The organism is Bacillus sp. ME78, from assembly GCF_903970865.1.
GTDB classification, from domain to species: domain Bacteria; phylum Bacillota; class Bacilli; order Bacillales; family Bacillaceae_G; genus Bacillus_A; species Bacillus_A cereus.
Window position 1 is genome coordinate 62551 of record NZ_CAJCKK010000004.1, and the last position, 26827, is coordinate 89377.

Here is a 26827-nt window from a genome sequence, read left to right on the forward strand (position 1 = left end):
CACTCTTCGCCATCTATGTAAGGGGAGTCTCCCTTATTTGTTCATTACGATGAATGCAATAACTACACCGATGATTGGAAGTGCCTCAACTAAAGCAACCCCGATGAACATAATTGTTTGAAGTGCGCCTTTTAATTCTGGTTGACGAGCAACACCTTCGATTGTACGTGATACGATAAGACCGTTACCAATACCTGCACCTAATGCTGATAAACCAATTGCAATTGCAGCTGCGATTACACCTAAACTCATTTAATTTGTCCTCCTTTGTATTATAAAAAAATAAATTTTTTCTTACTTAAATTATATTAATGGTCATGACTTACTTTATGAGCCATATAAACCATCGTTAACATAACGAAAATAAATGCTTGGATTGATCCAACGAATACACTGAATCCCATCCATGCTAACATTGGTACAAGCGCACCTAATGCTCCAAGGAATGATGCCCCGCCTAACTTAGCAAGTAATCCTAATAAGATCTCACCTGCATAAATGTTACCGAATAAACGAAGACCTAACGTTAATGTGTTAGCAAACTCCTCAATAACCTTTAATGGGAATAAGAATTTCATAGGTTGGAAATAACCTTTAACATACTCTTTCGTACCCTTCATCTTAATTCCATAATAATGGGTGAGGGTAACTACCATCACGGCTAATGTTAATGTAACTGCTGGATCAGACGTTGGTGACCTCCACCATGCAATATGTTCGCCAGCTTCAGTTGCTGAATACATGAATGGTAAACCAAGGAAGTTCGATACGATGATAAACATGATAAGCGTAACGCCAAGCGTTAAGAAACGTCCACCTGTTTTCCAGTCCATCGTACTATTGATAATCCCTTTCACGAAGTCAAACACCCATTCCATGAAGTTTTGCATCCCGGTTGGGCGAAGGGCTAAGCTGCGAGTTCCGATAACAGCGATTAAGAAAACAATAACTGCTGCTACAGTAACCATCATAACTGATGACAAATCGAACGTTAAACCTAGAAATTCAACTAATTTACCGTGTTCCACTAGTAATTCACCTCTCTTCCCTGCTCTTATACTCTAAATAAAGAAAATCTATGATCATGACAAGGTATCCTGTCAGCAATCCTACACCTAAGCCCCACATCGCAATTAACTCTTGATATTTGGCTGCAAATAAAATTAATAACCCAATCGTGGCGAATCTTGAATATGTACTTACAGCTGTCGCCTTAAACTTCACGTTTTCTCCATTTGTTACGCGATCTAACAGCTTGTCTGTTCTACGTGCAATGATGCGCAAACTAAGAAAACTGAAAATCGTTCCGATAATCAGCCCAAGAAATACATCCTTGTAAGAGGTAAATCCCCATCCTAGCACTAGAAGCGCAAGCAAGTAGTACATATATTTCTTTTGTCTTTGGACAAGTCCATGTACGTCTATCATCATTGCTCTCCCGAATAGTAATGTCGAATGAGTCGAATCATTGCGTATACCCCTGTTCCTAACCCGAGTAATAACCCTATAATAAGAAACAATGGAAACGTTCCAACCTTATTATCAATCCACTGCCCACCAAAGATTCCAACAAGTATAGAACCGACTAACTGAGCAAGAATTCCTGACATTAAAGCATATGCTTTTATATGGCTGCGATCGTTTTTTTGCAAGGATTCATCCCTCCAATATGTAACCCTCATTCACGATGTGTTAATAATAACTCATTTTTTTGCATAAATCCTATACAAAACAAAAAGTTTACATTTTCGTCACGGAATAGATGTAATTTTGTCACTGAAAGCCCTACCATCTATCCCCGTTGTTAGCATACAATAGGGTATTAACAGTGTCAACGAGAAATCGTAAAAAATCTAAAAATTTGAGTATTAGGCATTTCCTCCCAAAAATGAAAACGTTCCCCTTCTAAATACTGGTTACATATATGCAATTTCTAACAGTTTTCTCTTTATAATAGAAGGAAATGTTCACAAGTTTGTCACTATTATATTTTCGAGATATAACGCTTTCCTTCCATAATATAGTGTTCCTCAGACGTAAGACTTCTATATTATATGTGATGTGTATGCAACTTATGTTGTATATACGATGTATATTTATCCTCCCCCTCCCCTACTTGCTTGCAGCAAAAAAAAAACGAGCAGGGGAATCTCCCCTGCTCGTCAGTTGTCTTACTTCGTTCCGAATAAACGGTCACCAGCATCACCAAGACCTGGTACTACATATCCGTGGTCATTTAATTTCTCATCTAATGCTGCTACATAAATATCAACATCAGGATGTTCTTCTTGTACTACTTTTACCCCTTCTGGAGCTGCAACGATACACATTAATTTAATTTGTTTCGCACCGCGCTTTTTCAGAGAGTTAATCGCTTCAGCCGCAGAACCACCTGTTGCTAGCATCGGATCTAGTACGATAAAGTCGCGCTCTTCTACATCCGTTGGAAGTTTCACATAGTATTCTACCGGTTGCAATGTTTTAGGGTCACGGTATAAACCAACGTGTCCTACTTTTGCTGCTGGAATTAATTTCAGAATTCCATCAACCATTCCTAAACCTGCACGTAAAATCGGAATTAAACCAAGTTTTTTACCAGCGATCACTTTTGTTGTCGCTTTGCTTACAGGCGTTTCAATTTCGATGTCCTTAAGCGGAAGGTCGCGAGTAATTTCGAAAGCCATTAAGCTTGCTACTTCGTCCACTAATTCACGAAAATCTTTCGTACCTGTATTCTTATCGCGAATATATGTAATCTTATGTTGAATTAACGGGTGATCAAATACATACAGTTTTCCCATGTGAATCTCTCCTTTAGATGATATTCATGCGTTTGCACGCTTTTTTACACTATTTACGATTGTAAAGAAAACGCTACTAATATTCAAGGGCAAATTTGGCAAAATCATGATTTTACGATGAATCTATCTAGTATCTTTACCAATTATGGGAGCTGTATCCTTCATTATATCGCCAAAATTTATTCATCATTTGTATACATACTTTAAAAGTAATATATGTCCACAAAAAAGACCGCCAAAACAATTAAGTCTCGGCAGTCTTCTTCAATCTATTATAGATTTGGATACATTGGGAATTTGCTAGTTAACGCTTCTACACGCTTACGTACTTCTTCTAATGCAGCTTCATTTTCATGATTTTTTAATGTATAAGCAATAAGTGACGCAATTTCATCCATTTCTTCTAAACCGAAACCACGAGATGTTACAGCTGCTGTACCGATACGTACACCACTTGTTACAAATGGGCTTGCTGTTTCAAATGGAATTGTATTTTTGTTCACTGTAATACCAACTTCATCTAATACGTGCTCTGCTACTTTACCTGTGATTTCTAAGTTACGAACATCAATCAAGATTAAGTGATTGTCTGTTCCGCCAGAAACAAGTGTAAGTCCTTCTTTTTGAAGACCTTCAGCTAAGCGGTTCGCATTGTTAATGATATTTTGTGCATATGTTTTGAAATCATCTTGAAGTGCTTCACCAAACGCAACAGCTTTTGCAGCGATTACGTGCATAAGTGGACCACCTTGAATACCAGGGAAGATTGATTTATCAATTTGTTTTGCAAATTGCTCTTCACATAAAATCATACCACCACGCGGGCCACGTAACGTTTTATGTGTTGTCGTTGTAACGAAATGTGCATGTGGTACTGGATTTGGATGTAAACCAGCAGCTACTAAACCAGCGATATGTGCCATATCAACCATTAAATAAGCGCCCACTTCATCTGCAATCTCACGGAATCGCTTGAAATCGATAACACGAGGGTATGCACTTGCACCTGCAACGATTAATTTTGGTTTATGTTCTTTCGCTTTTGCTAATACATCATCGTAATTAATACGGTGAGAGTCAGCATCCACGCCATATTCTACGAAATTATATTGTACTCCACTGAAGTTAACAGGGCTTCCGTGTGTTAAGTGACCACCATGAGATAAATTCATACCAAGTACTGTATCGCCTTGCTCTAAAATCGTGAAGTATACTGCCATGTTCGCTTGTGCACCAGAGTGTGGTTGAACATTTACGTGCTCTGCGCCGAAAATTTCTTTCACGCGATCACGTGCGATATCTTCTACTACGTCTACGTGTTCACAGCCACCATAATAACGTTTTCCAGGATATCCTTCAGCATACTTATTCGTTAAAACAGAACCTTGCGCCTCCATTACTGCTTCACTTACGAAGTTTTCCGAAGCAATTAACTCAATCTTCGAACGCTGTCTTCCTAGTTCTGCCTCAATTGCAGCAAATACCTTTTCATCTTGACGTTTTAAATGATCCACCAAAATCCCCCTTTTCTGAACGAATTACATCAATTCCCAACAGTTTTTTCTTATTTATTCAGAAAAAACGAAAATTCAGGTTGTAATTCTTTCGAACCTTCATGTTTTCAACTACATTCTAACATGACTTTCTATATCATAAAAGAAAAAAAAGACCGAAAATCGGTCTTTTCTTTCTTCTACTATAAAGTCAGACAACATACCTTTTATCTTATGATAAACAGCTACTATATGACTTCCTAATTTCTCATATTTAACTGCAAGTGGTAGTCTCTTCCGCCACCGCGTAAACAGCACGTGCTCCACCTATTAGTTTTCCACGTGTTTTAGCCATCGTTACATGTGCACTTCCAATTGCCTTCACACTTGTACGAACCGGAACAGCTACATGTTTTAAATGCATACCAATAAACGTATCACCAATATCCATTCCTGCATCTGCTTTAATAAACTCAACTACTACCGGATCTTTCAAATTGTGATACGCATATGTCCCCAATGCACCACCTGCTGATCTAACAGGCGTAACTGTTACAATTTCAAATTGATATTTTATCGCTACTTCTCTCTCAACCACTAAAGCACGGTTTAAATGCTCACAACATTGAAACGCTAATTCAATACCTGTTTGCTCTTGAAATTGTTTTAACTCAGAAAAAATCGCCTCTGCTACTTCCATCGTTCCTGATGTTCCAATTCTTTCGCCTAGCACTTCGCTCGTGCTACAACCCACTACAAAAATTTGACCGCTTTGTAATGAAGCTTGTTCTTGGAAATCAGAAAGCGACATTTGTAGCTGTTCTCTTACCTTTACGATTTCTGTCATTACGCCTCTTCCTTTCACAGGTTGGTTCACCAAATTATATTTCACACTACTGATAGTTAGAATGTATTACTTTGTTTCGTATGTTTTAATTTTTCCTACACGGTTTTCGTGACGACCACCTTCATAGTCAGTTGTTAACCAGATTTTCGCGATATCACGCGCTAGACCAGCACCAATTACACGCTCGCCCATTGCTAGCATGTTAGTGTCATTATGCTCTCTCGTTGCTTTCGCGCTGAAAGTATCATGAACTAACGCACAACGGATACCATTTACTTTGTTTGCTGCGATTGACATACCAATGCCTGTCCCACAAACTAAAATACCACGATCCACTTCACCATTCGCTACCATTTCAGCTGCTGGAAACGCAAAGTCAGGGTAATCAACAGAACCAGCTTCACATTCACAACCTAAATCAACATATTCAATATTTAACTCTTCTAATAAATTTACAAGTTCTTTGCGGATATTCATACCGCCGTGATCAGATGCTATTACTACTTTCATTTTTACCCCTCCAAAGTTTCAATCAATTATCTTCATTTCACACTCGCTACCTCAATAGGACGAAGTGATCTCCAATATCGTATTATACACGAAACATCAACCTACCGAATGTTTTTTCAGTAAAGTTTGTACAAGTTTTTCCATCTCATCTAACGTTTCTTTATAAATAGAAAGCGAGCCTCCAAATGGATCTGAAATGTCCTTGCCTATACCTTCAGTTAATCCATATAACGTATTCAATTTCTTTTCAACACTCGGATAATGCCCAAGTACAATTTGTTTATGATTTTCTGTCATCGTTACGACAATATCAGCCCAATCAAGCAAAGTTTCGTTTACTTGCTGCGCGGTATGGTCAATTGAAATCCCTTTTTCAGCTAAAGCTTCCTTCGCATGTACCGATGCATCGCTCCCAGGATAGGCGAAAACACCGGCAGATTGTACTTCAAACCTATCTCCTCCGTGATGACGAAGCAACGCCTCAGCCATTGGACTACGACATGTATTGCCAGTACAAACAAATAATACTCGTTTCATCCAAACCCACCCCTATATTCGATTTCTTACCACTCATCATAACTTACATTAGAATAGAACAAAAGAAATGTGAATATACAAAAGGCGCATTTCTCTTATATTTTTTCTAAGAAAAATGCGCCTTATCCACATATATGTGAAACCCTATTTCCAAGTGCCCAGAGTATTTTAACATACCTACTGAATATGCAACAAAAATAAGGAATCCATTTCATACGAAACGGATTCCTCTTATACAGCAATTATTTCATTGTAACTTTCATTACTTCTGTTGAACCTTTTGTAGCTGTTACGCCTACAGTTGTCTTAATAGACTCAGCTGCATCTGTGTTTGTAATAACGATTGGAGTAATTGTACTTTTCGCTTTTTCACGGATTAATTCTAAGTCGAATGAGATTAATTTATCTCCAGCTTTTACAGCTTGGCCTTCAGAAACGTGAGCTTCGAAACCTTCGCCTTCCATTTTTACAGTTTCTAATCCAACGTGGATTAAAATTTCTGTGCCATTTTTCGCTTTAATTCCGATAGCATGTTTTGTGTGGAATAATTGTACGATTTCACCATCAACTGGAGATACAACTACACCTTCAGTAGGATCGATTGCAACACCGTCACCCATCATACGACCAGCGAATACTGGATCTGGTACTTCTTCAATATTTTTCACTGCTCCAGTTAATGGAGCTACGATTGTTTCTTCATTTGTTTTTGAACCAAGACCGAATAATTTTTTAAACATAGGATAGTCCTCCTTATAATTTACCTAAAAGTTTATAGGGCAATCCCTAGTAAAGCTCGGGATACATGTAAGACTTCATACTTCGAATATTATACTGTAAAAACGCTTTCGAAATAAGTTACGTCATTACTAATAGACTCTTATTGTAGCGCTTCACAAAATTCCAGTCAATTCTGATTGTCTGAATAACAATAAGAAGTTAACTTCTATTTATATTTTCTCTTTTTTTGCCCAACTTGTCTAGAGGTCTTTACCACATTTTATTTTTTGTTGTTAATTTGTAAAATTTAATTCAAACTTTTTTCAAAATCAACTTGACTAAAGTAAGTAACTATTTTATTATTACTTACGTAAGGTAAGTTAATAACTTTTAGGAGGTTTTTTAAAAATGATGGATTTCGGTCTACTTATTATTCGTCTTATTATAGGAATTACATTCATGGGTCATGGCGCTCAAAAATTATTTGGTTGGTTCGGCGGTTACGGTTTAAAAGGAACAGGTGGCTGGATGGAGTCAATCGGTTTACGCCCTGGTGTATTTATGGCATTTATGGCTGGCGCAACTGAATTACTAGGTGGTTTCTTATTCGCATCAGGTATTTTCATTGTAGTTGGTTCATTATTTATCGTTGGAACAATGTTAATGGCTATCTTCACTGTTCACGGAAAAAATGGTTACTGGGTAACACAAAATGGATATGAATATAACTTAATGTTAATCGCTGTTGCTGTTGGTGTAGCTTTAATCGGACCTGGCGCATACGTTTTACTTTAATTTTTATCTCAGATTTGAGATTCTTGAAAAAGAACTTACTTCATTACAATTGAAGTAAGTTCTTTTTATGAAACAAAATATTATTTCCAGCAGGATTTTCTCATCGTTATCTTGTAAACAAACAATAAGTATTCATATTTAGAAAGGGGATTACAAGCATGTTATCCATTAATCCAAATGAACAAACTGAAAAAGATAATTACAAATTACTTACTGGAAGTATCATCCCTCGCCCTGTCGCATTCGTTACTTCTTTAACAAAAGACGGTGTATTAAACGGCGCACCATATAGTTATTTTAATATTGTCGCTGCTAATCCACCACTTATCTCAGTATCTGTACAACGAAAAGCCGGAGAAAGAAAGGACACTTCCCGAAACGCAATTGAAAAAGGTGAATTTGTCGTACATATTTCTGACGAATCATATGTAGCAGCAATTAATGAAACAGCAGCTAATCTCCCGCCAAATGAAAGTGAAATTGAACTAGCAAAACTAACACCAATTGAAAGTGAAGTCATCTCCGTTCCAGGTGTAAAAGAAGCAAATATTCGAATGGAATGCGTATTAGAACGTGCAATTCCACTTGGTGGAACAGAAGACTCACCAGCTTGTGATCTACTAATTGGACGCGTCGTTCGTTTCCACGTTGCCGAACATCTATATGAAAAAGGGCGCATTCACGCAGAAGGACTCAAACCAATAAGCCGCCTAGCAGGACACAACTATGCAAAATTAGGAGAAGAATTTGAATTAGTTAGGCCAGTTTAAAAGCGGAAGCGGCTCGCTCAGAATCGATTCCTGCCATCACTCAAACATAAAAATCCCCTGCTTTTTAGCAGGGGATTTTTATCATTGTAATTCTTCCTTCTTTTCCTCTAAAGTAGGCAGTTTTTCTTTTTTCGGTTTCCCTAGCTTAATTACGAAGAAGTATAGGGAAAGCAGTGTAATAAGAAAAACAATTAAAAACGGGTACGGAGAGTAAAAGGCACGCGCCGCCTCAGTCTTTCCCGCAACAAATTTCAATGACTCAATATCTAAAAACTCAGCAAACATTTGTACACCGAGCATACTAAACCAAAAAACAAAAAAACTAATAATAACACCAAAAACTTGCTTCAATCTCGTCATTCATCTCATCCTTTCTATATCTGTAATTTTTAGTGCAATAAATATAGTACAAACAAAATATTCATAGAAAGGAACCATCTCACCATTCACGAATTAACTTAATCCAACCTAACATCGAAATTTGCAAAATAATACCCCAAATTATAAGTATTCTTAGCCATCGAGGAAAGAAGGTTAAAAACTTAACATACCATTCCAATAGCTTGTTCATAATTCCCTCCTACATAAAATTATATAGGAAAAAGGATATATAATCCAAATCCAACCAAAATGATGCCACCTACTATCTCGCCATATGTACCGAGCATATCTTTCGCATGTCTCCCAATTAATAGACCAATCCATGCTAATAACATGCTAACAAATCCAAAAAGTAATATTGTAATGATTGTTTGTGCCCCATAAATACCAAGACTAAGCCCTACTGAGAAACTATCTATACTAACGCCAAATGCAAATACGAATAAGCTAATTCCAATAGGGGCAGTTCTAGTCTCTTCATTTTGTAAAATGGTCGAATATACGATATAAAAACCTAGTCCGATTAATAAAATAGCACCCGCAAAATGTGCAATATCTCCATATTTCTCTGATAAAAAACGACCTAGTACCATTCCTATAAACGGCATAATAATATGAAATATCCCTATCGTCATACCAATATACAGGATTTGTCTTAACTTTAGGGGCATCATCCCCATACCAAGACTCACCGAGAACGCATCCATCCCTAAGGCGAATGCCATAATTATTAAAGGTATTAGCTGTTCAAACGTCATTCATGCCCCTCCTTGGACGTGCTACTTCACAATATGCTTATCCAAGGAGAAATATTCTGTTTGCTAATCGTACCTTATCATTCAATAATAATATGATGTCCTGCCGCTTTTGTTAAACGATTCATAATAGCATTTCCTATTCCTTCATTAGGGAACGACTCACTAAAAATAACATCCACTTCACTTGCATCAAATGTTCTAAGTACATCATATAATTTAGTCGCAACGCTAGCTAAGTCACTTCGAACACCACAAGATAATATAACATCTGCGCTATATACATGCTGATACTCTTCCGTCGTTAATACGCCTACTTTAAATCCTTCTTCCTTTTTCTCATCTACAAGATGCTGAATAAACTCACGTGAGCCCTCAACAATACTAAGTGGTGCTTTCGGCGCATAATGTGTGTATTTCATTCCAGGTGATTTCGGTTTTTCCTTCTCATCCTTTAAAGCTGGATCTAAAGAAACGGTACCTATCACTGCTTCTAATTGTTCTTTCGTAATCCCACCTGGACGTAATATTGTTGGAACCGCGCTTGTACAATCAATTACAGTTGATTCAACGCCTACTCCAGTTGCACCACCATCAACAATACCTGCAATCTTCCCATTCAAATCTTCATATACGTGAGAAGCTAATGTTGGACTTGGACGCCCTGAACGATTCGCACTTGGTGCCGCAACAGGTACATTCGCCTCTTCAATAAGAGCAAGTGCAATTGGATGATCAGGCATTCTTACTCCAACCGTATTAAGTCCTGCGGTCACCTTCTCTGAAATCCCTTCTTTTCTCGGCAAAATAATTGTTAATGGCCCTGGCCAAAAATGCGCCATTAACTTCTCTGCAACTGGTGGAATTTCTTTCACAATGCCATCTAACTGAGATTTTGTACCTATGTGGACAATGAGTGGATTATCACTCGGTCTTCCTTTCGCTTCGAAAATTTTTGCGATTGCTTCATCATCCATCGCGTTTGCACCTAACCCATAGACTGTTTCCGTAGGGAAAGCAACCGCCTCATTTTCTCTTAATAATTTTGCTGCTTCTTGTAACTGTGGATAATATTTTTTTCTTTCCACAACATTATCCACAACCCACATATTTGTATGCATTTTTTTCCACGTCCTTTTCTACCCTTAAATACTTGTCTATTTTTAGTTTACTATGAGATTTATCCAAAAGACAAACAAGGTTTATCCACAAAATGTGGATAAACCTAATTAATCCGTGGATAACTTTGTGAATAGCTGACAATTTAGTATTATTGCATTCTGCTCTTTTATATTTTTACAAAAATGTTCTAACTGTTGAATTCCCTCTGGAACCTCATCCTTTTCTATAGTAAAAAAGTCAAAGAACTGAAAGATTGGTACAGATTGTGGATGGTTTGTTAGTAAGTACAATTGTTGAACACTTTTTTCTTTCATATACTGCAAAAACATTTCAAAAAAATATAAGAAAGTCTGTTTATCCACATGAGGTGTGAATAAACAAGAACGAATAAGTACATCTTCCCCACTTTGTTCATAACCAATTACAGCTCGTATTTCTTCCGCCTCTTCCAAAATCATAAATTGTGCGTACAACTCATTTATTTTATCATCTTTTTTATTAGCTTGTCCGAAAAAAGAATGTAATCTTTCCACATCTGCCTTCGTAGCAAAATACACTTTCTTCATAATAAATCCCTCCTCATTTTTATATATGAGGAGGGATTTATTAATAGTACTATTTAGAGAATAAAGATGTAAAAGCTTCTACAATAAACAATTTAACTTCTGGCTTTTCTTCTTCCTCTTCTACTTTTACATACTCATTTTGCTTTTCTTGTTTTTTCTCCACAGGTTTCTCCACTTTTTCCACAGTTTTTGTTTCTTCTTTGCTTACAGGCTGCTCTTCGACTTTTGTTTCATTTTTTACTACTTTCTTTTCAGAAGATGTTACTTTTTTTACTACTTCCTGTTTTACAACTTTCGTTTCTTTTACCTTATCCACTTTCTTCTCTTCTGTATTTACTACTTCCTCATCTAGTTGTTTCACCTGCTCCTCTTCAGGAGATTCCGCCTTCACAACGTGCTCTTCTTTTCTTACAGCTGTCCCACTCGAAAAATCTAAGAAACACATTGGTGGAAATAATACACACCACCAGTTCGCCCCTTCACCTTCTCCAATTGTAATCAATACCGCTTCATATTCTCCTGCTGGATAAATAAAATTCCCATATACCTTTGTAGGAAACTTTACATTCTTACTAAATTTCACTTGAAATGATTCTTTACTTCCTTCTCTTTTTAACGTATTTTCCACCGTTTTCTCGATTTCTGGAATATGACTTTGAATTACTTTGCGCGCCTCTTCAAATGAAGTTAAATCCGCTACCCATCCATCAATTTGTGCTTTTACTTCATCACGCACTTTACGCTTTAATGCCTGGTCTTTATCTGAATCACTATTTGCTAAAATTCGTAATCGAACGGCCTCTTTCGGAATGACTGAAGGCCCTTTCGCATCAGCTTTCATATATCCAAACTGCACAAGTAACTGTGCACCAATTAATAATATAAGAAGATAAGCAATAACTTGTTTTTTCATTTCCTCCACCGTCCCTTCTACAAACAGTGTGGACAGACTTTCATATTTCTAAACTATTAAATTCAAAATCTATATGAATTTTCCCACAAAAAAATAGAGTAAGGTGTGAACCTTACTCCATCTCTGCAAATACCATACGGTCTTTTCCGTTAATATCAAAAACAACCTCGACATGGGCATGTGGAAAAGCTTGTTGTAACAATCTTTTTACATCCTCACCTTGTCCTACTCCAATTTCAAACGCTACAATTGCTTTCTCCTGCAACACATTCGGCAATTCTTTCATAAAACGGCGATAAAAATCTAATCCGTCTTCTCCACCAACAAGTGCTCTCTTCGGCTCATGCTCTTTCACAACAGGAGAAAGACCACGCCAATCCTCTTCCGGTATATATGGAGGATTTGAAACAACAACATCTAGCTTTTGACCCGTTTTATCAAATGGTGACAATAAATCACCGTGATAGAACGTTACTTCTGCACCTAAAGCTTTTGCATTTTCTTTTGCAACTTCAATCGACTCTTGTGCAATATCTACTGTATATACGTGGAGATTTTTATTTTCTAAAGCAAGCGTAATAGAAATCGCTCCACTACCTGTGCCTATATCTGCTACATGTAGTTCCTTGTCGCCAAAATGGCGCTCAATTCTTTCTAATACTCCTACTATAAGCTCTTCTGTTTCCGGTCTTGGTATTAATACTTCTTCATTCACAAAGAACGACCGGCCATAAAACATTTCATAACCAATCATATATTGAATAGGAATACCTTCTACATGCTTGTGGATAAACTCCGTAAAGCTTGCCTCTTGTTCCTCATTTATTTCTTCACGCATATTCATAAGTAATCCTGTTCTGTTCATCTTTAATACATGACAAAGGACAATTTCTCCCGCATTTTCATCTCGTCCATTTTCCTGTAAAAAAGAAGAAGCCCATTTCAGGGCTTCATAGACACGCATTACTCAGCTGCCTCCATCCTTTGAGCCTGATCTTCCATCACTAAGGCATTGATGAAATCATCTAACTTACCTTGTAAGATTTGATCTAGCTTTTGAATCGTTAAACCGATTCGATGGTCTGTAACACGGTTTTGCGGGAAGTTATACGTACGAATACGCTCTGAACGATCACCCGTACCAACAGCTTGTTTACGGTTTTGATCATATTCAGCTTGTGCTTCTTGTCTAAACTTATCATAAACACGTGCGCGTAATACTTTCATCGCTTTTTCTTTATTCTTAATTTGTGATTTCTCATCCTGACAAGATACAACTACACCAGTCGGTAAATGCGTTAAACGTACCGCTGACATCGTTGTATTAACACTTTGTCCACCAGGACCACTAGAAGCGAATGTATCAACACGAACATCTTTCTCGTGAATGTCGATTTCTACTTCCTCTGCCTCTGGTAATACAGCTACAGTTGCTGTAGATGTATGAATACGTCCACCAGATTCCGTTTCAGGAACACGTTGTACACGGTGAGCACCATTCTCGAATTTCAGCTTCGCGAAAGCACCTTTACCGTTAATCATAAAGATAATCTCTTTATATCCACCTAACTCTGTATAGCTAGCCTCGATAATCTCCGTTTTCCAGCCCTGTACCTCAGCGTAACGGCTATACATACGGTATAAGTCACCAGCAAATAAAGCGGCCTCGTCGCCACCAGCAGCCCCACGAACCTCAACGATAACGTTCTTATCATCATTAGGGTCCTTTGGAACTAATAAAATTTTCAGACGTTCTGATAACGTTTTTTCTTGTGATTCTAACTCAGAAACCTCTTCTTTTACCATGTCACGCATTTCTGCGTCTAACTTCTCTTCTAACATTGCTTTCGCATCTTTTAATTGCTCACGAACATCCTTATACTCACGATACACCTCTACCGTTTCCTGTATATCAGACTGTTCCTTTGAATATTCACGAAGTTTATTTGTATCGCTAATAACCTCTGGGTCACTTAACAATTCATTTAACTTCTCATAACGATTTTCTACAGCTTGCAAACGATCTAACACATCATTCACCTCTACATCCTAGTATCTAATACAAATAGTATATGGTACTTACTCAAAAAAACGCAAATTATATTTAAAAGCGTAAGCGGCTCACACCAACCACACTCTCTATTCTGAAAAAAACCCGCCTTGCGCAGCGAGTTTTACTTATCTTTGTTTGTAGGAACTGCATGACAATGACGACAGCGTGGCTCATACGATTCTGAAGCCCCAACTAAAATAATCGGATCATCAAATGCCGCTGGTTCTCCATCAATTAATCGTTGTGTACGACTTGCCGGAGATCCACATGCAGAACATACTGCTTGTAGCTTTGTTACATGTTCAGCAATCGCCATCAGCTGAGGAACTTGTCCAAATGGTAGACCACGGAAATCTTGGTCTAAACCAGCTACAATGACACGATAGCCACGATTTGCCAATACTTGCACCACTTCCACAATGTCCCCATCAAAGAATTGTACCTCATCGATTGCAATTACATCCATATCTTCAGTGATATGTTCAAATATATCTTTTGAAGCTGAAACAGGAACTGCTTTTACCTTTAATCCGTTATGTGATACAACGTCTTCTTCACTATAGCGATTATCAATACATGGTTTAAATACAATTGCATGTTGTTTCGCAAATTGCGTACGGCGCACACGGCGGATTAACTCTTCTGATTTACCAGAAAACATACTACCGCAAATCACTTCAATCCAGCCATTTTGATTTATTAAGTACATGAAGCTCTCCTTTCATCTACTTTTTAGTTAAAAGTAGGGTAAAGGTATAATATTTTCACAAAAAAAACAGACAAGCGAATACATACACTTGCCTGTTTTATGTTTTTATTACTTGATACCGTATTTCTTATTGAAGCGATCAACGCGTCCGTCTGCAGTAGCAAACTTCTGACGTCCAGTGTAGAATGGGTGAGAATCAGAACTGATCTCAACTTTTAGTAATGGATAAGTGTTACCATCTTCCCACTCAACAGTTTCGCTAGAGCCTTTAGTAGACCCGCTTAAGAATTTGAAGCCTGTGTTTGTGTCCATGAATACAACTTTCTTGTAATCTGGGTGAATTCCTGCTTTCATTCTTTTCATCTCCTTCCGCCCTGAATCATTTTCGAAACAGAGTTTTTCATCTTCAGCTGCATACACAACTATATTGATGAAACACATATGATGAAATTATAACAAGGCTAACTTCATTTTGCAACTACCTGTTTTTGTCTTTTGAAATTTAAAGTGTAGACGGCTCGTTTAGCTCTGACTGGCTAAGGTTCTCTCGCACAAAAGGTGCTTTTTACCTTTAGTGCGGGAGAACCTTAGACACGAAGAGCTAGCCGTCGGAACTAGATACAATTTAAAAGCAGAAGCGGCTCGTTCAGAATGGGAGGGGGATGGAGCTTCTGACGTAGAGGTGCTTTTTACCTCGTAGGAAGACGCGAAGCCACCTACCATTCTAGCCGCTGGAGCTGGATATTAACTTAAAAGTGGCGGGGGCTCGCTCAGCTCTGACCAGCTAAGGTTCTCCCACTTATTTCTCTCTTTAATATCACCTAAAAGGCATAAAAAACTCGCTTACTATAAAATAAGCGAGTCCCAATCTTTTCCCTTTACTTAGTTGTTACATATCTTTTCGAGTCTGCAACAATGTTTTGTAAAAATTCTTCGTTTGTCTTCGTTTGACGAAGCTTACGTAAGAAACTTTCAACAAAGTCTGGTGTATCACGCATTGTTTTACGAATGCCCCATAACTTGTCTAAATGCTCTTTTGGAATTAATAGATCTTCTTTACGTGTACCAGAACGACGAATATCAATCGCTGGGAAGATACGACGTTCAGCTAACGAACGATCTAAGTGAAGTTCCATATTTCCAGTTCCTTTAAATTCCTCGTAAATAACATCGTCCATACGAGATCCTGTATCAACAAGGGCTGTTGCTAAAATCGTTAAGCTACCGCCTTCTTCAATATTACGTGCCGCTCCAAAGAAACGCTTCGGTCTATGGAAAGCCGCTGGGTCGATACCACCCGATAATGTTCTACCACTTGGCGGAATAACGAGGTTGTAAGCTCGCGCTAAACGGGTAATACTATCCATTAAAATGATAACATCTTTTTTGTGCTCTACAAGACGCATTGCACGTTCTAACACAAGTTCAGCTACTTTAATATGATTTTCTGGTACTTCATCAAAAGTAGAACTTACAACGTCGCCCTTAACAGAACGTTCAATGTCTGTTACTTCCTCTGGACGCTCATCAATTAAAAGCACAATTAATTCTGCTTCTGGATGATTTGTTGTAACACTGTGTGCAATTTCTTTTAATAGACTTGTTTTACCAGCCTTTGGAGGCGCAACAATTAAACCACGTTGTCCAAATCCAACTGGTGCGATTAAATCCATGATACGTGTCGGTAACTTTTTCGGTTCCGTTTCCAATTTCATTTGGCGATCTGGGTATAATGGTGTTAATGCAGGGAAATGCACACGCTCTTTTGCTGAATCTGGATCATCTCCGTTTACAGCTTCAACTTGTAATAACCCAAAATAGCGTTCATTTTCTTTCGGAGGTCGTACTTTACCAGAAACTTTGTCTCCATTACGTAAATCGAAACGACGAATTTGCGAAGCTGAGATATAAATATCTTCTGAGCTTGGAGAATAGTTGATAGGACGTAGGAATCCAAATCCTTCTGATTGAATAATTTCTAATACGCCTTCCATGAAAAAGAAACCTTCTTTTTCTGCTCGAGCTTTCAAAATAGAAAAGATTAACTCTTTTTTCGTTAACTTGCTATAATACGAAATCTTAAATTCTTTCGCAAGCTCGTATAACTCTTTTAATTTCATGTTTTCTAATGCTGCAATTGACAAATTCATTCAGACACCACACTTTAACGTTATTCTCTTTTTTCATGGGTAAAGGGAAAAAATACGGAAGGCAAATAATTAATAATGAAAGGCAATAAGTTCAAGTAGGGTAATATTCACTATTGTAACCCTTTTGTCTAGTTTTAATCAATACGTTGGAACACAAATACAAGAAGCGAAGACAAGAAAATTTGTCTTCGCTTCTTATTTAATTTAGTTCCGGCTCCGATAGTTAAAAAGATCGACCATTTTAACCTTTCTGAACGAGCCGCTTACGCTTTTTACTTAATCCAGTTCCAGCGGCTAGAATCTCCGGTCATTTCACTCTCTCACTCGAAGCAAAGAGCGCTTCAAGGTCGAGAGTTCCAATGTCCTGCGATTCTGAGCGAGCCGCTTCCACCTTTTACTTAATAACCAAGTTCGGTTTTTTATTTAAGCTATGACGACCATCTACAAAGCGAACTGTACCTGATTTTGCACGCATAACAAGAGATTGTGTTGTTCCTACGCTACCTTTAAATTGAACACCACGTAATAGTTCACCATCTGTTACACCTGTTGCTGCAAAGATTGCATCGTCACCTTTTACTAAGTCCTCCATACGAAGGATACGATTAATGTCTTCTATGCCCATTTTTTTACAACGTGCTAATTCAGCTTCGTTTTGTGGCAATAGTTTTCCGTGAATTTCTCCACCTAAACATTTTAAAGCAACTGCTGCTAATACACCTTCAGGTGCTCCACCAGATCCAAATAGAATATCTACACCTGTACGGTCAAACGCTGTATTAATTGCTCCAGCTACATCTCCATCGTTAATTAATTTAATACGAGCACCAGCCTTACGAATTTCTTCGATAATTGCTTGATGACGTGGACGGTTTAAAACTGTTGCTACAACATCTTCAATGTCTTTATTTTTCGCTTTCGCAACTGCACGTAAGTTATCAATAATAGGCGCATCAATGTCGACTGCCCCAACTGCTTCTGGGCCAACCGCGATTTTATCCATGTACATGTCAGGAGCATGTAACAAATTACCGTGGTCTGCAATTGCAATAACAGCAAGAGCATTCCAGCCACCAGCTGCTACGATGTTTGTCCCTTCTAAAGGATCAACCGCAACGTCTACACGTGGTCCATATCCTGTACCTAATTTCTCTCCGATATATAGCATTGGTGCTTCATCCATCTCACCTTCACCAATTACGACTGTACCTTTCATCGGAATTGTATCAAATACATCACGCATAGCTGATGTTGCTGCACCGTCTGCCTCATCCTTTTTCCCGCGCCCCATCCAACGCGCTGATGATAATGCTGCAGCCTCTGTTACACGTACTAACTCCATAGATAAACTTCTTTCCACAATAATCCCTCTCCTTTAAGTCTTTATATTTCTGCCGTATTTTGTGAACCGTGTTTTTCTATAAAGTGTACTTCCGCAAGTAGTGATGCTTCGCTTCCCCCTTACGGAAGTATCACTTATGCGTTCTTCATCTCTTCAATTTCTTGTTTTGTCATTTGTTCTCGCCAAATGTTTGCTCCAAGCCCTTTAAGCTTGTCCACTATATTCTCATAACCTCGATCAATATGCTCAAGTCCTGTTACTTCTGTAATTCCATCTGCCATTAACCCTGCAATAACAAGTGCTGCTCCTGCTCGTAAATCACTCGCCTTCACTTTTGCACCTTGCAGTAACACAGGACCAGTTACAATTGCCGAACGACCTTCTACTTTAATTTGAGCATTCATACGACGTAATTCATCAATGTGTTTGAAACGGGCACCGTAAATTGTATCTGTTACAACTCCCGTCCCGTGCGCCTTTGTTAAAAGCGTCGTAAACGGCTGTTGTAAATCTGTTGGAAAACCTGGATATACAAGCGTTTTGATATCAACTACTTTTAACTTTCTATTACCGTTCACTGTAATTTGATCATCATTCGTTTCAACTTGAACACCAGCTTCTCTTAGCTTAGCAGTAACTGATTCTAAATGCTGAGGAATAACGTTATCAACCGTTACTTCTCCTCCTGATGCAGCTCCTAGAATCATATACGTACCAGCTTCAATACGATCTGGGATGATAGTATGGTGACAACCATGTAAAGAGTCCACACCATCTATTCGGATTACATCTGTACCAGCACCTTTAATACGTGCTCCCATGCTTGTTAACAATGTAGCTACATCAATAATCTCGGGCTCTTTCGCTGCATTTTCAATAACAGTTCTACCTTTTGCTCGTACAGCTGCTAGCATAATATTAATCGTAGCCCCCACACTAACAACATCTAAATAAATACGTGCTCCATGTAGTTCATCTGCTCTTAAATAGATGGCACCTTGTTCATTTGTAACATGTGCACCTAGCGCTTCAAACCCTTTAATATGCTGATCAATCGGCCTCGGTCCTAAGTGACATCCACCCGGAAGCCCAATAACAGCTTTTTTAAAACGGCCAAGCATCGCACCCATTAAATAATAAGAAGCGCGCAATTTTTTCACTTTTCCATTTGGCAAAGGCATTGCAACCATGTTAGAAGGATCGACTACCATCTCTTCCTCCTGTCCATAAGTTACTTTCCCTCCAATTTCCTCTAGTAAGTCGCCTAACATTTTCACGTCCGAAATATTAGGGACACCACCAATAGTTACTGGAGTATCTGCTAAAATTGTCGCTGGAATTAATGCAACAGCACTGTTCTTTGCACCGCTTACTCGAATTGTTCCATTTAAAGCTCTTCCGCCTTCAATTAGCAATTTTTCCATATTGAGCTCCCTTCTTGTGAATGTATTTACTTTCTATCTTTTTATAGAAAGCTCCCCTTAAGAATCTCAATTACTCTTTCCATCCCAAAACTCAATAAATAGGAAACCATTATCTCTATTTCCCCTGTAGCACGAATAGATAAAGATCAACTATTCATCGAATTCACTTTATCAATTTAGATACGTTATCACATTTATTAATAGGACTATGCACATTATTTTCTATTTAAAAACCAAAAATGATAAAATCTTTCGACTTGTTCACGCTTTCATTATACAACGAAAGGAAACCGTCTAAAAGACTAGACGGTTTCCAAAACGGAATTTTATTCTTACGCTTTACCGTTAGAACCGAACTCACGCATTTTACCAGCAACAGTTGCTTTAATAGCGTCGCGGCCAGGTCCAATAAATTTACGAGGATCGTAAACTTCTTGGTCTTTGTTTAATACTTCACGAACAGCTTTTGTAAACTCGATTTGGTTCTCAGTGTTTACGTTGATTTTTGAAGTACCTAAAGAGATAGCTTTTACGATATCAGCAGTTGGGATACCAGTACCACCGTGTAATACTAAAGGTACGCCAGTGAAGTCACGAACTTGTTCCATTTCAGCGAATCCTAAGTTAGGCTCACCTTTGTAAGGACCGTGTACAGAACCTAAAGCTGGAGCTAGGCAATCGATACCTGTTGCTTCAACAAGGTGCTTACACTCTGCTGGGTCAGCGTAAATTACGCCTTCAGCGATTACGTCGTCTTCTTGTCCGCCAACTGTTCCAAGCTCAGCTTCAACAGATACGTTACGAGCGTGTGCGTATTCTACTACTTGTTTAGTAGTTTCAACGTTTTCTTCGAATGGGTGGTGAGAAGCGTCGATCATTACAGATGTGAAACCTGCATCGATTGCTTCTTTACATTTTTCGAAGCTTGAACCATGGTCAAGGTGAATCGCTACAGGAACAGTGATGTTCATTTCTTCGATTAAAGCTTTAACCATAGCTACAACTGTTTTGAAACCAGTCATATGACGAGCTGCACCCTCAGATACACCTAGGATTACAGGAGATTTTTCTTCTTCCGCAGCAGCTAAGATAGCTTGAGTCCACTCTAAGTTGTTCATGTTGAATTGACCAACTGCGTATTTTCCTTCTAGTGCTTTGTTTAGCATTTCTTTCATAGAAACTAAAGGCATGGTGAATCCTCCTAAAAAACGTTTTTTGTATCCGATAAGTTCTTATCGCTGGTAGTATGACCAGAATAAGGTAAAATATGTATATCTACATACCGGACTTTTTTCTACACTCAATAGGATAACAACTTGTACTCAAAAACTCAACCGTATTCACCTGCACAATAGTCCATGTAAACGCTTTTTTCCATATTTTTTATAAAAAATTCATTTTTACGCCTCTACAGCGAGCTCATTTCTCACAGCTTGACGAATTTCATCAATATCAAATGGTTTAGCAAAATGCATTAAAGCTCCTAAATCTTTTGCTTCTTGGATCATATCAAGCTCTCCATAAGCAGTCATTAAAATGACTTTAATACTCTCATCAATTTCTTTTACATGCTTTAAAATCTCTATACCATCCATGCCTGGAATTTTCATATCTAACACTACTAAATCTGGATTATCTTTTTTCACGATATCTAAAGCTTGAAATCCATTCGCTGCTTGGAATGTCTGATAACCTTCTTTTTGGAACACTTCATGTAATAACACACGAATCCCATATTGATCATCAACAATTAAAATTTTACCTTCCATAATTCCCAACCTTTCTGTGTAAGTACAAGATTTAAAGCTTCTTATATCTTAACGATTTATTTTCGCTATTCTTTGGCAAATTCCTTCCTATTCTTTCTTATTTTACCGTTTCCTATTTTGTTATGCTACCCTACGATTTCACCTTTCTAAAAAAATAAACTATAATGAAAGCCGGCAAACACGTACGAAGGGAGTAACATTATGTTAAAAATTTTTTCAACTCAATTAAGTGGTTATTTCTCCAGAGTTTCTCAAAAAGAAGAAATGAATATAGAAGATAGTGCTCGTTTACTTGCTCAAGCACTAGTTGGCGATGGTTTCATTTATTTATATGGTACAAATGAAATGGAGGGCGTTGTTGCCGAAGCACTATTCGGTGCTGAACCAATGAAGCAAGCAAAACGCTTATTTGCAAATGGTAAAGAAGCAGAAGTAACCTCTGCGGATCGTGTACTTCTTATTAGCCGTTTTTCAACAGATGAAGCGGTTGTAGAAATTGCAAAAAAACTACAAGAAGAGGGACACTCTATTGTCGGCATTTCTGCTCTTCAAGAAGGTACGGAATCACTGGAACAATATACAGACGTACATATTGATACAAAACTGTTAAAAGGTCTTATTCCAGACGATGAAGGTAATCGCTACGGGTTCCCAAGCTTAATAGTAGCTTTATTTGCTTATCACGGAATCAAATTTACAATCGATGAAATGTTAAACGAATATTAAAAAAAGCGCCGTCACTTTAAAGTGGCGGCGCTTTTTTTATTACTTGCTCTCTTTATTCGTAATAGAAGCTCTTACGAAGTCATGGAACAATGGTTGTGGACGGTTTGGACGAGAAACAAGTTCTGGGTGGAACTGTGCTGCCACGAACCAAGGGTGGTCTTTTAATTCAATGATTTCAACTAGACGGCCGTCTGGGCTTGTACCAGAGAATACGAATCCTTCTTTTTCCATATCCGGACGGAACTGGTTGTTGAACTCATAACGATGACGATGACGCTCATATACAACCGGCTCATTATAAGCATTGTAAGCATTTGTTTCTTCAGCAAGCTTACATGGGTATAGACCAAGACGAAGTGTACCACCTAAGTCCTCTACATCTTTTTGTTCTGGTAATAAGTCAATGATTGCATATGGCGTATCAGGATTGATTTCAGAAGAGTTAGCACCTTCTAAACCTAATACATTACGTGCGAATTCGATTGATGCAAGTTGCATACCTAAGCAAATTCCTAAGAATGGAACTTTGTTTTCACGAGCATATTGAATCGCAACGATTTTACCTTCTACACCACGATCGCCGAAGCCACCTGGTACAAGGATACCATCTGTATCGCCAACTAATTCTTTTACGTTTTCTGCTGTTACGTGCTCAGCATTTACCCATTTTACTTCTACATCTGTGTCGAATGAGTAACCAGCATGACGAAGTGCTTCTACAACAGAAATATATGCATCTTGAAGTTCTACATATTTACCAACAAGAGCGATTTTTGTTTTCTTAGAAAGGTTACGTACTTTGTTAACTAGCGCAGTCCACTCTGTCATATCTGCAGCTGGATTGTCTAATTTTAAGTGATCACAAACGATTTGGTCCATGTTTTGTTCTTGAAGAGATAATGGAACCGCATATAAAGTATCTGCATCGCGAGCTTCGATAACTGCTTTTGTATCGATGTCACAGAATAATGCAAGCTTGTCTTTCATATCTTGAGAAACAGGAAGTTCTGTACGAACAACGATAATGTTTGGTTGAATACCTAAGCTACGAAGTTCTTTAACGCTATGTTGCGTTGGTTTTGTTTTCATTTCACCCGCTGCTTTTAAGTACGGGATTAACGTACAGTGAATGTACATTACATTGTCACGACCGATGTCGCTCTTAATTTGACGGATTGCTTCTAAGAATGGTAGAGACTCGATATCACCAACAGTTCCACCGATTTCTGTAATAACAACATCCGCATTTGTTTCACGGCCAGAACGATATACGCGCTCTTTAATTTCGTTAGTAATGTGAGGAATAACTTGAACTGTTCCTCCTAGATATTCACCGCGACGCTCTTTTTGAAGAACTGAAGAGTAAATTTTACCTGTTGTTACGTTGCTGTATTTGTTTAAGTTAATGTCGATAAAACGCTCATAGTGACCAAGGTCTAAGTCAGTTTCTGCGCCATCATCTGTTACGAATACCTCACCGTGTTGGTATGGGCTCATAGTCCCTGGGTCTACGTTAATGTATGGATCAAACTTTTGAATCGTTACATTTAAACCACGATTTTTTAAAAGTCTTCCAAGAGATGCTGCTGTAATACCTTTCCCTAAAGACGATACTACACCGCCTGTTACAAAAATATACTTAGTCATGAAAAAGCTCCCTTCTATTTTGCTGTTATATAATCACCGTTGCAAAGCGCAACGTATGTAGATAACACTGTATCCATCTTATTGTTAGACTCTTTTTATTTTCTAAACAAAAAACAAAAAAGAAAATTGCTCCCCTCATCACATAAAGTAACAAGTAGGGAGCAATTTTCTTTTATATTTACACTTTAAAAGTATTATCGTCCTTTTTTAAAGAGCCCAAAAATGATTCTACATGGACGATAATGAAAAGTCAAGAACTACAGTTCTTCCTCTTCTTCTTCTTCAGTTTCATCATACTCAAGTTCTTCTTCAGCGAAGTCGTCGTCTTCATCCTCTTCTAAATCATCAAGATCGTCGTCATCTCCGTCTTCATCTTCAAGAACCTTGTCCAAATCTTCTACATCATCTTCTTCGTCTACATTTCCGTCTGCATCGTCAAAGTCATCTTCATCTTCTTCAATGTAGTCGTCAAAACCGTCTTCTTCAACTTTACGTTTCTTCTTCGGTTTTGGCTGCGGTAAGATTTCTTCATCAATTTGCTCATATGGGTACCAGCTGCGTAGTCCCCAACGATTTTCTCCTAAATTAATGAAACGTCCATCGATGTTTAAGTCTGTATAAAATTGTGCGAGTTTCGCATTAACTTGCTCTTGAGATAGTCCCAGCACTTGAGCGATTTCTTGAACCAACTCGTTGAATGTCGTTGCTTGTCTTTTATCCCCTAAAACGCTATGTACAACTTCAATCATTGAACATTCTTTTAGCTCTTCTGGTGAATATTGCTTAAAATTCACTTATGCGGCACTTCCTTTCATCAAATATAACCTTATATATAACGGTCTGCCTAAAAAAATCCATACTATTCATTATAAACAAAAGTCGCACAAATATGCTACAAAAAAAACGGGAAACTTTTATATGGTAATAAAATTAATAATTTGTCTGTTCCTTATTTCGGAAGCATATGGGCACCTTGCAACACATACCTAATTTGCATTTCTGTATATTCTTCGAGCGTATACAGTTTTTGCAGTGCCCAACGTCTAAACCCCCACATTTGTCCTTGTATAAAAATATTATGTGCAAGAAGCTGTATTTCTTTTTTATTTAATATAAATGTTCCATTTTCCGTACACTGTTCTAAAATATCCTCAAACATTCCTACCATTTGAAACTCTTTTTCTAATACATATGGGAGAGATTCTTTCGGTAAAAAACGTACTTCTTGATACATAATTAATACTTCTTCTTGTAATTCGTCCATCACTTTAAAGTAATTCGTTATCGCTACCTTTAAACTTTCTATACTCCCTTTTTCTGTACATACTACTTCCTCTAATCGTTCTTTTACATGTTCATATATACTATCACAAACTAAATACAAAACATCATCTTTTGTACGAATGTACTCATAAAGTGTCCCTATACTAAATCCAGCCGCTTTTGCAATCTCTCTCGTTGTTGTACGCGGAAATCCTTTTTGTTTAAACAGTTGCACCGCACCTTTAATCATTTGCTCACGTCTTAACGCAACTAATTTTTCATCTTTCACCGATGCATGTACATTATGTTTAACCATTCCCTTCACCTCTCTCTATTATTTTTTGGAAGGAAAAAGCGTAGGAGAATACCTACGCTTTCGTTCCTACTTCGTTAACATACGAGAAATTACAAGCCTCTGAATCTCTTGTGTTCCTTCATATATTTGTGTAATCTTTGCATCTCGCATATAACGCTCTACTGGATAATCTTTCGTATAACCGTAACCACCAAATACTTGCACCGCTTCAGTCGTCACCTTCATCGCTGTATCCCCTGCAAATACTTTTGACATCGCTGATTCTTTTCCATACGGAAGCCCTTCTGATTCAAGCCAAGCCGCTTGATATGTCAAAAGGCGTGCCGCTTCTACATCTGTTGCCATATCCGCAAGTTTAAAGCCAATCCCTTGCTGCGCCGCAATTGGTTTTCCAAATTGATGGCGCTCCCTTGCATATTCTACAGAAGCATCTAAAGCCCCTTGTGCAATACCAACAGCTTGCGCCGCAATACCGTTACGACCTCCATCTAATGTTTGCATCGCAACTTTAAATCCTTGCCCCTCTTCTCCAAGTAGATTCTCTACCGGAATACGGCAATCTTCAAACATAATTTCAGTCGTTGGTGAAGAGCGAATCCCTAGCTTGCTCTCCTTCTTCCCAACTGAAAATCCCGGTGTATCACTTTCTACAATAAATGCACTCGTACCGCGCTGCTTCGATTCAGGATCAGTTAGCGCAAAAACAACATAAATATCAGCAATACCGCCATTTGTAATGAAAATTTTTGATCCATTTAAAATATAATGGTCGCCATCTCTCTTTGCGATTGTCTTCATTCCACCAGCATCCGATCCAGATGCTGGCTCCGTTAAGCCGTATGCACCAATTTTCTTCCCTTCAGCCATCGGTCGTAAAAACTTTTGCTTTTGTTCTTCTGTCCCAAATTTAAAAATTGGCCATCCTGCAAGTGAAGTATGCGCAGATAGTGTTACACCTGTTGAAGCACAAACTCGAGATAATTCTTCAATCGCAATTACGTACGCTAAGTAATCGCTTCCAATTCCACCGTACTCTTCAGGCCATGGAATACCGGTTAAACCAAGCTCTGCCATTTGATCAAATAACTCTCGATCAAATCGCTCTTCCTCATCACGCTCAGCTGCTGTTGGTGCTACTTCATTTTTAGCAAAATCTCGAACCATTTTTCTTATCATTTCATGTTCTTCTGATAGTTTAAAATGCATCTCCGTCTCCCC

Annotated in this window: 33 protein-coding genes; 3 read left to right on the forward strand and 30 right to left on the reverse strand. The window is 38.1% G+C overall.

Going from position 1 to position 26827, the window contains the following annotated elements; genetic code table 11:
• Nucleotides 1-33: 33 nt before the first annotated feature.
• From atpE to H6481_RS07445, 11 genes are all read right to left on the reverse strand, one after another.
• A complete protein-coding gene (atpE, locus tag H6481_RS07395) occupies nt 34-252 on the reverse strand; it encodes a F0F1 ATP synthase subunit C (protein ID WP_000052064.1) in 219 nt (72 codons plus the stop codon).
• Between the two features lie 56 nt (nt 253-308).
• Entirely contained in the window at nt 309-1028 is a 720-nt protein-coding gene (gene atpB / locus H6481_RS07400) for a F0F1 ATP synthase subunit A (protein ID WP_000399870.1), read from the reverse strand.
• Between the two features lie 7 nt (nt 1029-1035).
• Entirely contained in the window at nt 1036-1428 is a 393-nt protein-coding gene (locus H6481_RS07405; RefSeq protein WP_000567600.1) for an ATP synthase subunit I, read from the reverse strand.
• On the reverse strand, nt 1428-1652 hold the full coding sequence (locus tag H6481_RS07410; protein ID WP_001171223.1) for an AtpZ/AtpI family protein: 225 nt from the start codon (nt 1650-1652) through the stop codon (nt 1428-1430). The genes H6481_RS07405 and H6481_RS07410 overlap by 1 nt, the downstream gene beginning before the upstream one ends.
• Before the next feature lie 26 nt (nt 1653-1678).
• Complete coding sequence (locus H6481_RS07415; protein WP_000232962.1) at nt 1679-1792, reverse strand: DUF4024 domain-containing protein; 114 nt, start codon at nt 1790-1792, stop codon at nt 1679-1681.
• Between the two features lie 379 nt (nt 1793-2171).
• Nucleotides 2172-2801, reverse strand: coding sequence for a uracil phosphoribosyltransferase (upp, locus tag H6481_RS07420; protein ID WP_000517539.1), 630 nt, complete (start codon nt 2799-2801; stop codon nt 2172-2174).
• Nucleotides 2802-3073: 272 nt separating this feature from the next.
• The gene (gene glyA, locus H6481_RS07425) at nt 3074-4315 is read right to left on the reverse strand and encodes a serine hydroxymethyltransferase (RefSeq protein WP_000349806.1); all 1242 of its coding nucleotides are present in this window, start codon (nt 4313-4315) and stop codon (nt 3074-3076) included.
• 253 nt (nt 4316-4568) lie between these two features.
• Nucleotides 4569-5141: a TIGR01440 family protein gene (locus H6481_RS07430; RefSeq protein ID WP_000136377.1), complete on the reverse strand. Its 573-nt coding sequence runs from the start codon at nt 5139-5141 to the stop codon at nt 4569-4571.
• A gap of 66 nt (nt 5142-5207) precedes the next feature.
• Entirely contained in the window at nt 5208-5651 is a 444-nt protein-coding gene (gene rpiB / locus H6481_RS07435) for a ribose 5-phosphate isomerase B (RefSeq protein WP_000869539.1), read from the reverse strand.
• A gap of 96 nt (nt 5652-5747) precedes the next feature.
• Complete coding sequence (locus tag H6481_RS07440) at nt 5748-6188, reverse strand: low molecular weight protein arginine phosphatase (protein WP_000832375.1); 441 nt, start codon at nt 6186-6188, stop codon at nt 5748-5750.
• A gap of 242 nt (nt 6189-6430) precedes the next feature.
• Entirely contained in the window at nt 6431-6928 is a 498-nt protein-coding gene (locus tag H6481_RS07445; RefSeq protein WP_000473666.1) for a PTS glucose transporter subunit IIA, read from the reverse strand.
• A 388-nt stretch (nt 6929-7316) separates the two neighbouring features.
• Here H6481_RS07445 and H6481_RS07450 point away from each other — a divergent pair, with 388 nt between their 5' ends.
• Together H6481_RS07450 and H6481_RS07455 are read left to right on the forward strand one after the other, a co-directional pair.
• Nucleotides 7317-7703 carry a DoxX family protein gene (locus H6481_RS07450; protein ID WP_000968616.1) on the forward strand — a complete coding sequence of 129 codons (387 nt, stop codon included), beginning with the start codon at nt 7317-7319 and terminating at the stop codon, nt 7701-7703.
• A gap of 158 nt (nt 7704-7861) precedes the next feature.
• Nucleotides 7862-8473, forward strand: coding sequence for a flavin reductase family protein (locus H6481_RS07455; RefSeq protein ID WP_182811326.1), 612 nt, complete (start codon nt 7862-7864; stop codon nt 8471-8473).
• An 81-nt stretch (nt 8474-8554) separates the two neighbouring features.
• Here the strand turns inward: H6481_RS07455 and H6481_RS07460 are convergent, their stop codons facing one another.
• The 15 genes from H6481_RS07460 to spo0F all read right to left on the reverse strand — a co-directional run bounded on the left by H6481_RS07460 (nt 8555) and on the right by spo0F (nt 21657).
• Complete coding sequence (locus H6481_RS07460; RefSeq protein ID WP_023523563.1) at nt 8555-8833, reverse strand: DUF3935 domain-containing protein; 279 nt, start codon at nt 8831-8833, stop codon at nt 8555-8557.
• Nucleotides 8834-8912: 79 nt separating this feature from the next.
• Nucleotides 8913-9044 (reverse strand): hypothetical protein, encoded by a 132-nt coding sequence (locus H6481_RS28780; protein WP_023523564.1) that lies wholly within the window; start codon nt 9042-9044, stop codon nt 8913-8915.
• A gap of 19 nt (nt 9045-9063) precedes the next feature.
• Nucleotides 9064-9612, reverse strand: a complete 549-nt coding sequence (locus H6481_RS07465) for a manganese efflux pump MntP family protein (RefSeq protein WP_000142475.1) — start codon at nt 9610-9612, stop codon at nt 9064-9066.
• Between the two features lie 77 nt (nt 9613-9689).
• A complete protein-coding gene (locus tag H6481_RS07470; protein ID WP_000557351.1) occupies nt 9690-10730 on the reverse strand; it encodes an L-threonylcarbamoyladenylate synthase in 1041 nt (346 codons plus the stop codon).
• 108 nt (nt 10731-10838) lie between these two features.
• Nucleotides 10839-11297: a mechanosensitive ion channel protein gene (locus H6481_RS07475; protein ID WP_000758437.1), complete on the reverse strand. Its 459-nt coding sequence runs from the start codon at nt 11295-11297 to the stop codon at nt 10839-10841.
• Between the two features lie 49 nt (nt 11298-11346).
• Nucleotides 11347-12210, reverse strand: coding sequence for a stage II sporulation protein R (gene spoIIR, locus H6481_RS07480; RefSeq protein WP_000745068.1), 864 nt, complete (start codon nt 12208-12210; stop codon nt 11347-11349).
• A 112-nt stretch (nt 12211-12322) separates the two neighbouring features.
• On the reverse strand, nt 12323-13174 hold the full coding sequence (gene prmC, locus H6481_RS07485; RefSeq protein ID WP_023523566.1) for a peptide chain release factor N(5)-glutamine methyltransferase: 852 nt from the start codon (nt 13172-13174) through the stop codon (nt 12323-12325).
• Nucleotides 13174-14241: a peptide chain release factor 1 gene (gene prfA / locus H6481_RS07490; RefSeq protein WP_000887066.1), complete on the reverse strand. Its 1068-nt coding sequence runs from the start codon at nt 14239-14241 to the stop codon at nt 13174-13176. The genes prmC and prfA overlap by 1 nt, the downstream gene beginning before the upstream one ends.
• A 143-nt stretch (nt 14242-14384) precedes the next feature.
• Nucleotides 14385-14972: a thymidine kinase gene (locus H6481_RS07495; RefSeq protein ID WP_000280851.1), complete on the reverse strand. Its 588-nt coding sequence runs from the start codon at nt 14970-14972 to the stop codon at nt 14385-14387.
• Nucleotides 14973-15080: 108 nt separating this feature from the next.
• Complete coding sequence (locus H6481_RS07500) at nt 15081-15326, reverse strand: type B 50S ribosomal protein L31 (RefSeq protein WP_000643435.1); 246 nt, start codon at nt 15324-15326, stop codon at nt 15081-15083.
• 524 nt (nt 15327-15850) lie between these two features.
• A complete protein-coding gene (rho, locus tag H6481_RS07505; RefSeq protein WP_001053903.1) occupies nt 15851-17122 on the reverse strand; it encodes a transcription termination factor Rho in 1272 nt (423 codons plus the stop codon).
• 394 nt (nt 17123-17516) lie between these two features.
• A complete protein-coding gene (glpX, locus tag H6481_RS07510) occupies nt 17517-18482 on the reverse strand; it encodes a class II fructose-bisphosphatase (RefSeq protein WP_000442336.1) in 966 nt (321 codons plus the stop codon).
• Between the two features lie 116 nt (nt 18483-18598).
• Nucleotides 18599-19888, reverse strand: a complete 1290-nt coding sequence (murA, locus tag H6481_RS07515; protein ID WP_000413248.1) for a UDP-N-acetylglucosamine 1-carboxyvinyltransferase — start codon at nt 19886-19888, stop codon at nt 18599-18601.
• A 332-nt stretch (nt 19889-20220) separates the two neighbouring features.
• Nucleotides 20221-21078 (reverse strand): class II fructose-bisphosphate aldolase, encoded by an 858-nt coding sequence (locus tag H6481_RS07520; RefSeq protein WP_001131856.1) that lies wholly within the window; start codon nt 21076-21078, stop codon nt 20221-20223.
• Between the two features lie 210 nt (nt 21079-21288).
• A complete protein-coding gene (spo0F, locus tag H6481_RS07525; protein WP_000398594.1) occupies nt 21289-21657 on the reverse strand; it encodes a sporulation initiation phosphotransferase Spo0F in 369 nt (122 codons plus the stop codon).
• A 201-nt stretch (nt 21658-21858) separates the two neighbouring features.
• On the opposite strand from spo0F, the gene H6481_RS07530 reads away from it, so the two are divergent.
• Nucleotides 21859-22383, forward strand: coding sequence for a DUF2529 domain-containing protein (locus H6481_RS07530; RefSeq protein ID WP_182811329.1), 525 nt, complete (start codon nt 21859-21861; stop codon nt 22381-22383).
• A gap of 39 nt (nt 22384-22422) precedes the next feature.
• Here the strand turns inward: H6481_RS07530 and pyrG are convergent, their stop codons facing one another.
• From pyrG to acdA, 4 genes are all read right to left on the reverse strand, one after another.
• Nucleotides 22423-24030, reverse strand: a complete 1608-nt coding sequence (gene pyrG, locus H6481_RS07535) for a CTP synthase (RefSeq protein WP_000170447.1) — start codon at nt 24028-24030, stop codon at nt 22423-22425.
• Nucleotides 24031-24287: 257 nt separating this feature from the next.
• On the reverse strand, nt 24288-24824 hold the full coding sequence (gene rpoE / locus H6481_RS07540; RefSeq protein ID WP_023523567.1) for a DNA-directed RNA polymerase subunit delta: 537 nt from the start codon (nt 24822-24824) through the stop codon (nt 24288-24290).
• Between the two features lie 155 nt (nt 24825-24979).
• Nucleotides 24980-25609, reverse strand: a complete 630-nt coding sequence (locus tag H6481_RS07545; protein WP_000238601.1) for a TetR/AcrR family transcriptional regulator — start codon at nt 25607-25609, stop codon at nt 24980-24982.
• Between the two features lie 66 nt (nt 25610-25675).
• A complete protein-coding gene (gene acdA, locus H6481_RS07550) occupies nt 25676-26815 on the reverse strand; it encodes an acyl-CoA dehydrogenase AcdA (protein WP_000545539.1) in 1140 nt (379 codons plus the stop codon).
• Nucleotides 26816-26827 lie beyond the last annotated feature (12 nt).

Coding starts and splice junctions, on each gene's coding strand:
- H6481_RS07520 (WP_001131856.1), bottom strand. CDS start 21,078: ATGCCTTTAGTTTCTATGAAAGAAATGCTAAACAAAGCACTAGAAGGA.
- rho (WP_001053903.1), bottom strand. CDS start 17,122: ATGAATTTGTCAATTGCAGCATTAGAAAACATGAAATTAAAAGAGTTA.
- spoIIR (WP_000745068.1), bottom strand. CDS start 12,210: ATGAAAAAACAAGTTATTGCTTATCTTCTTATATTATTAATTGGTGCA.
- H6481_RS07455 (WP_182811326.1), top strand. CDS start 7,862: ATGTTATCCATTAATCCAAATGAACAAACTGAAAAAGATAATTACAAA.
- spo0F (WP_000398594.1), bottom strand. CDS start 21,657: ATGGAAGGTAAAATTTTAATTGTTGATGATCAATATGGGATTCGTGTG.
- H6481_RS07460 (WP_023523563.1), bottom strand. CDS start 8,833: ATGACGAGATTGAAGCAAGTTTTTGGTGTTATTATTAGTTTTTTTGTT.
- murA (WP_000413248.1), bottom strand. CDS start 19,888: ATGGAAAAATTGCTAATTGAAGGCGGAAGAGCTTTAAATGGAACAATT.
- H6481_RS07415 (WP_000232962.1), bottom strand. CDS start 1,792: ATGGTAGGGCTTTCAGTGACAAAATTACATCTATTCCGTGACGAAAAT.
- prmC (WP_023523566.1), bottom strand. CDS start 13,174: ATGCGTGTCTATGAAGCCCTGAAATGGGCTTCTTCTTTTTTACAGGAA.
- H6481_RS07475 (WP_000758437.1), bottom strand. CDS start 11,297: ATGAAGAAAGTGTATTTTGCTACGAAGGCAGATGTGGAAAGATTACAT.
- H6481_RS07545 (WP_000238601.1), bottom strand. CDS start 25,609: ATGGTTAAACATAATGTACATGCATCGGTGAAAGATGAAAAATTAGTT.
- pyrG (WP_000170447.1), bottom strand. CDS start 24,030: ATGACTAAGTATATTTTTGTAACAGGCGGTGTAGTATCGTCTTTAGGG.
- H6481_RS07405 (WP_000567600.1), bottom strand. CDS start 1,428: ATGATAGACGTACATGGACTTGTCCAAAGACAAAAGAAATATATGTAC.
- H6481_RS07445 (WP_000473666.1), bottom strand. CDS start 6,928: ATGTTTAAAAAATTATTCGGTCTTGGTTCAAAAACAAATGAAGAAACA.
- H6481_RS28780 (WP_023523564.1), bottom strand. CDS start 9,044: ATGAACAAGCTATTGGAATGGTATGTTAAGTTTTTAACCTTCTTTCCT.
- H6481_RS07530 (WP_182811329.1), top strand. CDS start 21,859: ATGTTAAAAATTTTTTCAACTCAATTAAGTGGTTATTTCTCCAGAGTT.
- H6481_RS07440 (WP_000832375.1), bottom strand. CDS start 6,188: ATGAAACGAGTATTATTTGTTTGTACTGGCAATACATGTCGTAGTCCA.
- H6481_RS07450 (WP_000968616.1), top strand. CDS start 7,317: ATGATGGATTTCGGTCTACTTATTATTCGTCTTATTATAGGAATTACA.
- H6481_RS07500 (WP_000643435.1), bottom strand. CDS start 15,326: ATGAAAGCAGGAATTCACCCAGATTACAAGAAAGTTGTATTCATGGAC.
- H6481_RS07430 (WP_000136377.1), bottom strand. CDS start 5,141: ATGACAGAAATCGTAAAGGTAAGAGAACAGCTACAAATGTCGCTTTCT.
- H6481_RS07470 (WP_000557351.1), bottom strand. CDS start 10,730: ATGCATACAAATATGTGGGTTGTGGATAATGTTGTGGAAAGAAAAAAA.
- acdA (WP_000545539.1), bottom strand. CDS start 26,815: ATGCATTTTAAACTATCAGAAGAACATGAAATGATAAGAAAAATGGTT.
- H6481_RS07465 (WP_000142475.1), bottom strand. CDS start 9,612: ATGACGTTTGAACAGCTAATACCTTTAATAATTATGGCATTCGCCTTA.
- upp (WP_000517539.1), bottom strand. CDS start 2,801: ATGGGAAAACTGTATGTATTTGATCACCCGTTAATTCAACATAAGATT.
- H6481_RS07495 (WP_000280851.1), bottom strand. CDS start 14,972: ATGTACTTAATAAATCAAAATGGCTGGATTGAAGTGATTTGCGGTAGT.
- rpiB (WP_000869539.1), bottom strand. CDS start 5,651: ATGAAAGTAGTAATAGCATCTGATCACGGCGGTATGAATATCCGCAAA.
- atpE (WP_000052064.1), bottom strand. CDS start 252: ATGAGTTTAGGTGTAATCGCAGCTGCAATTGCAATTGGTTTATCAGCA.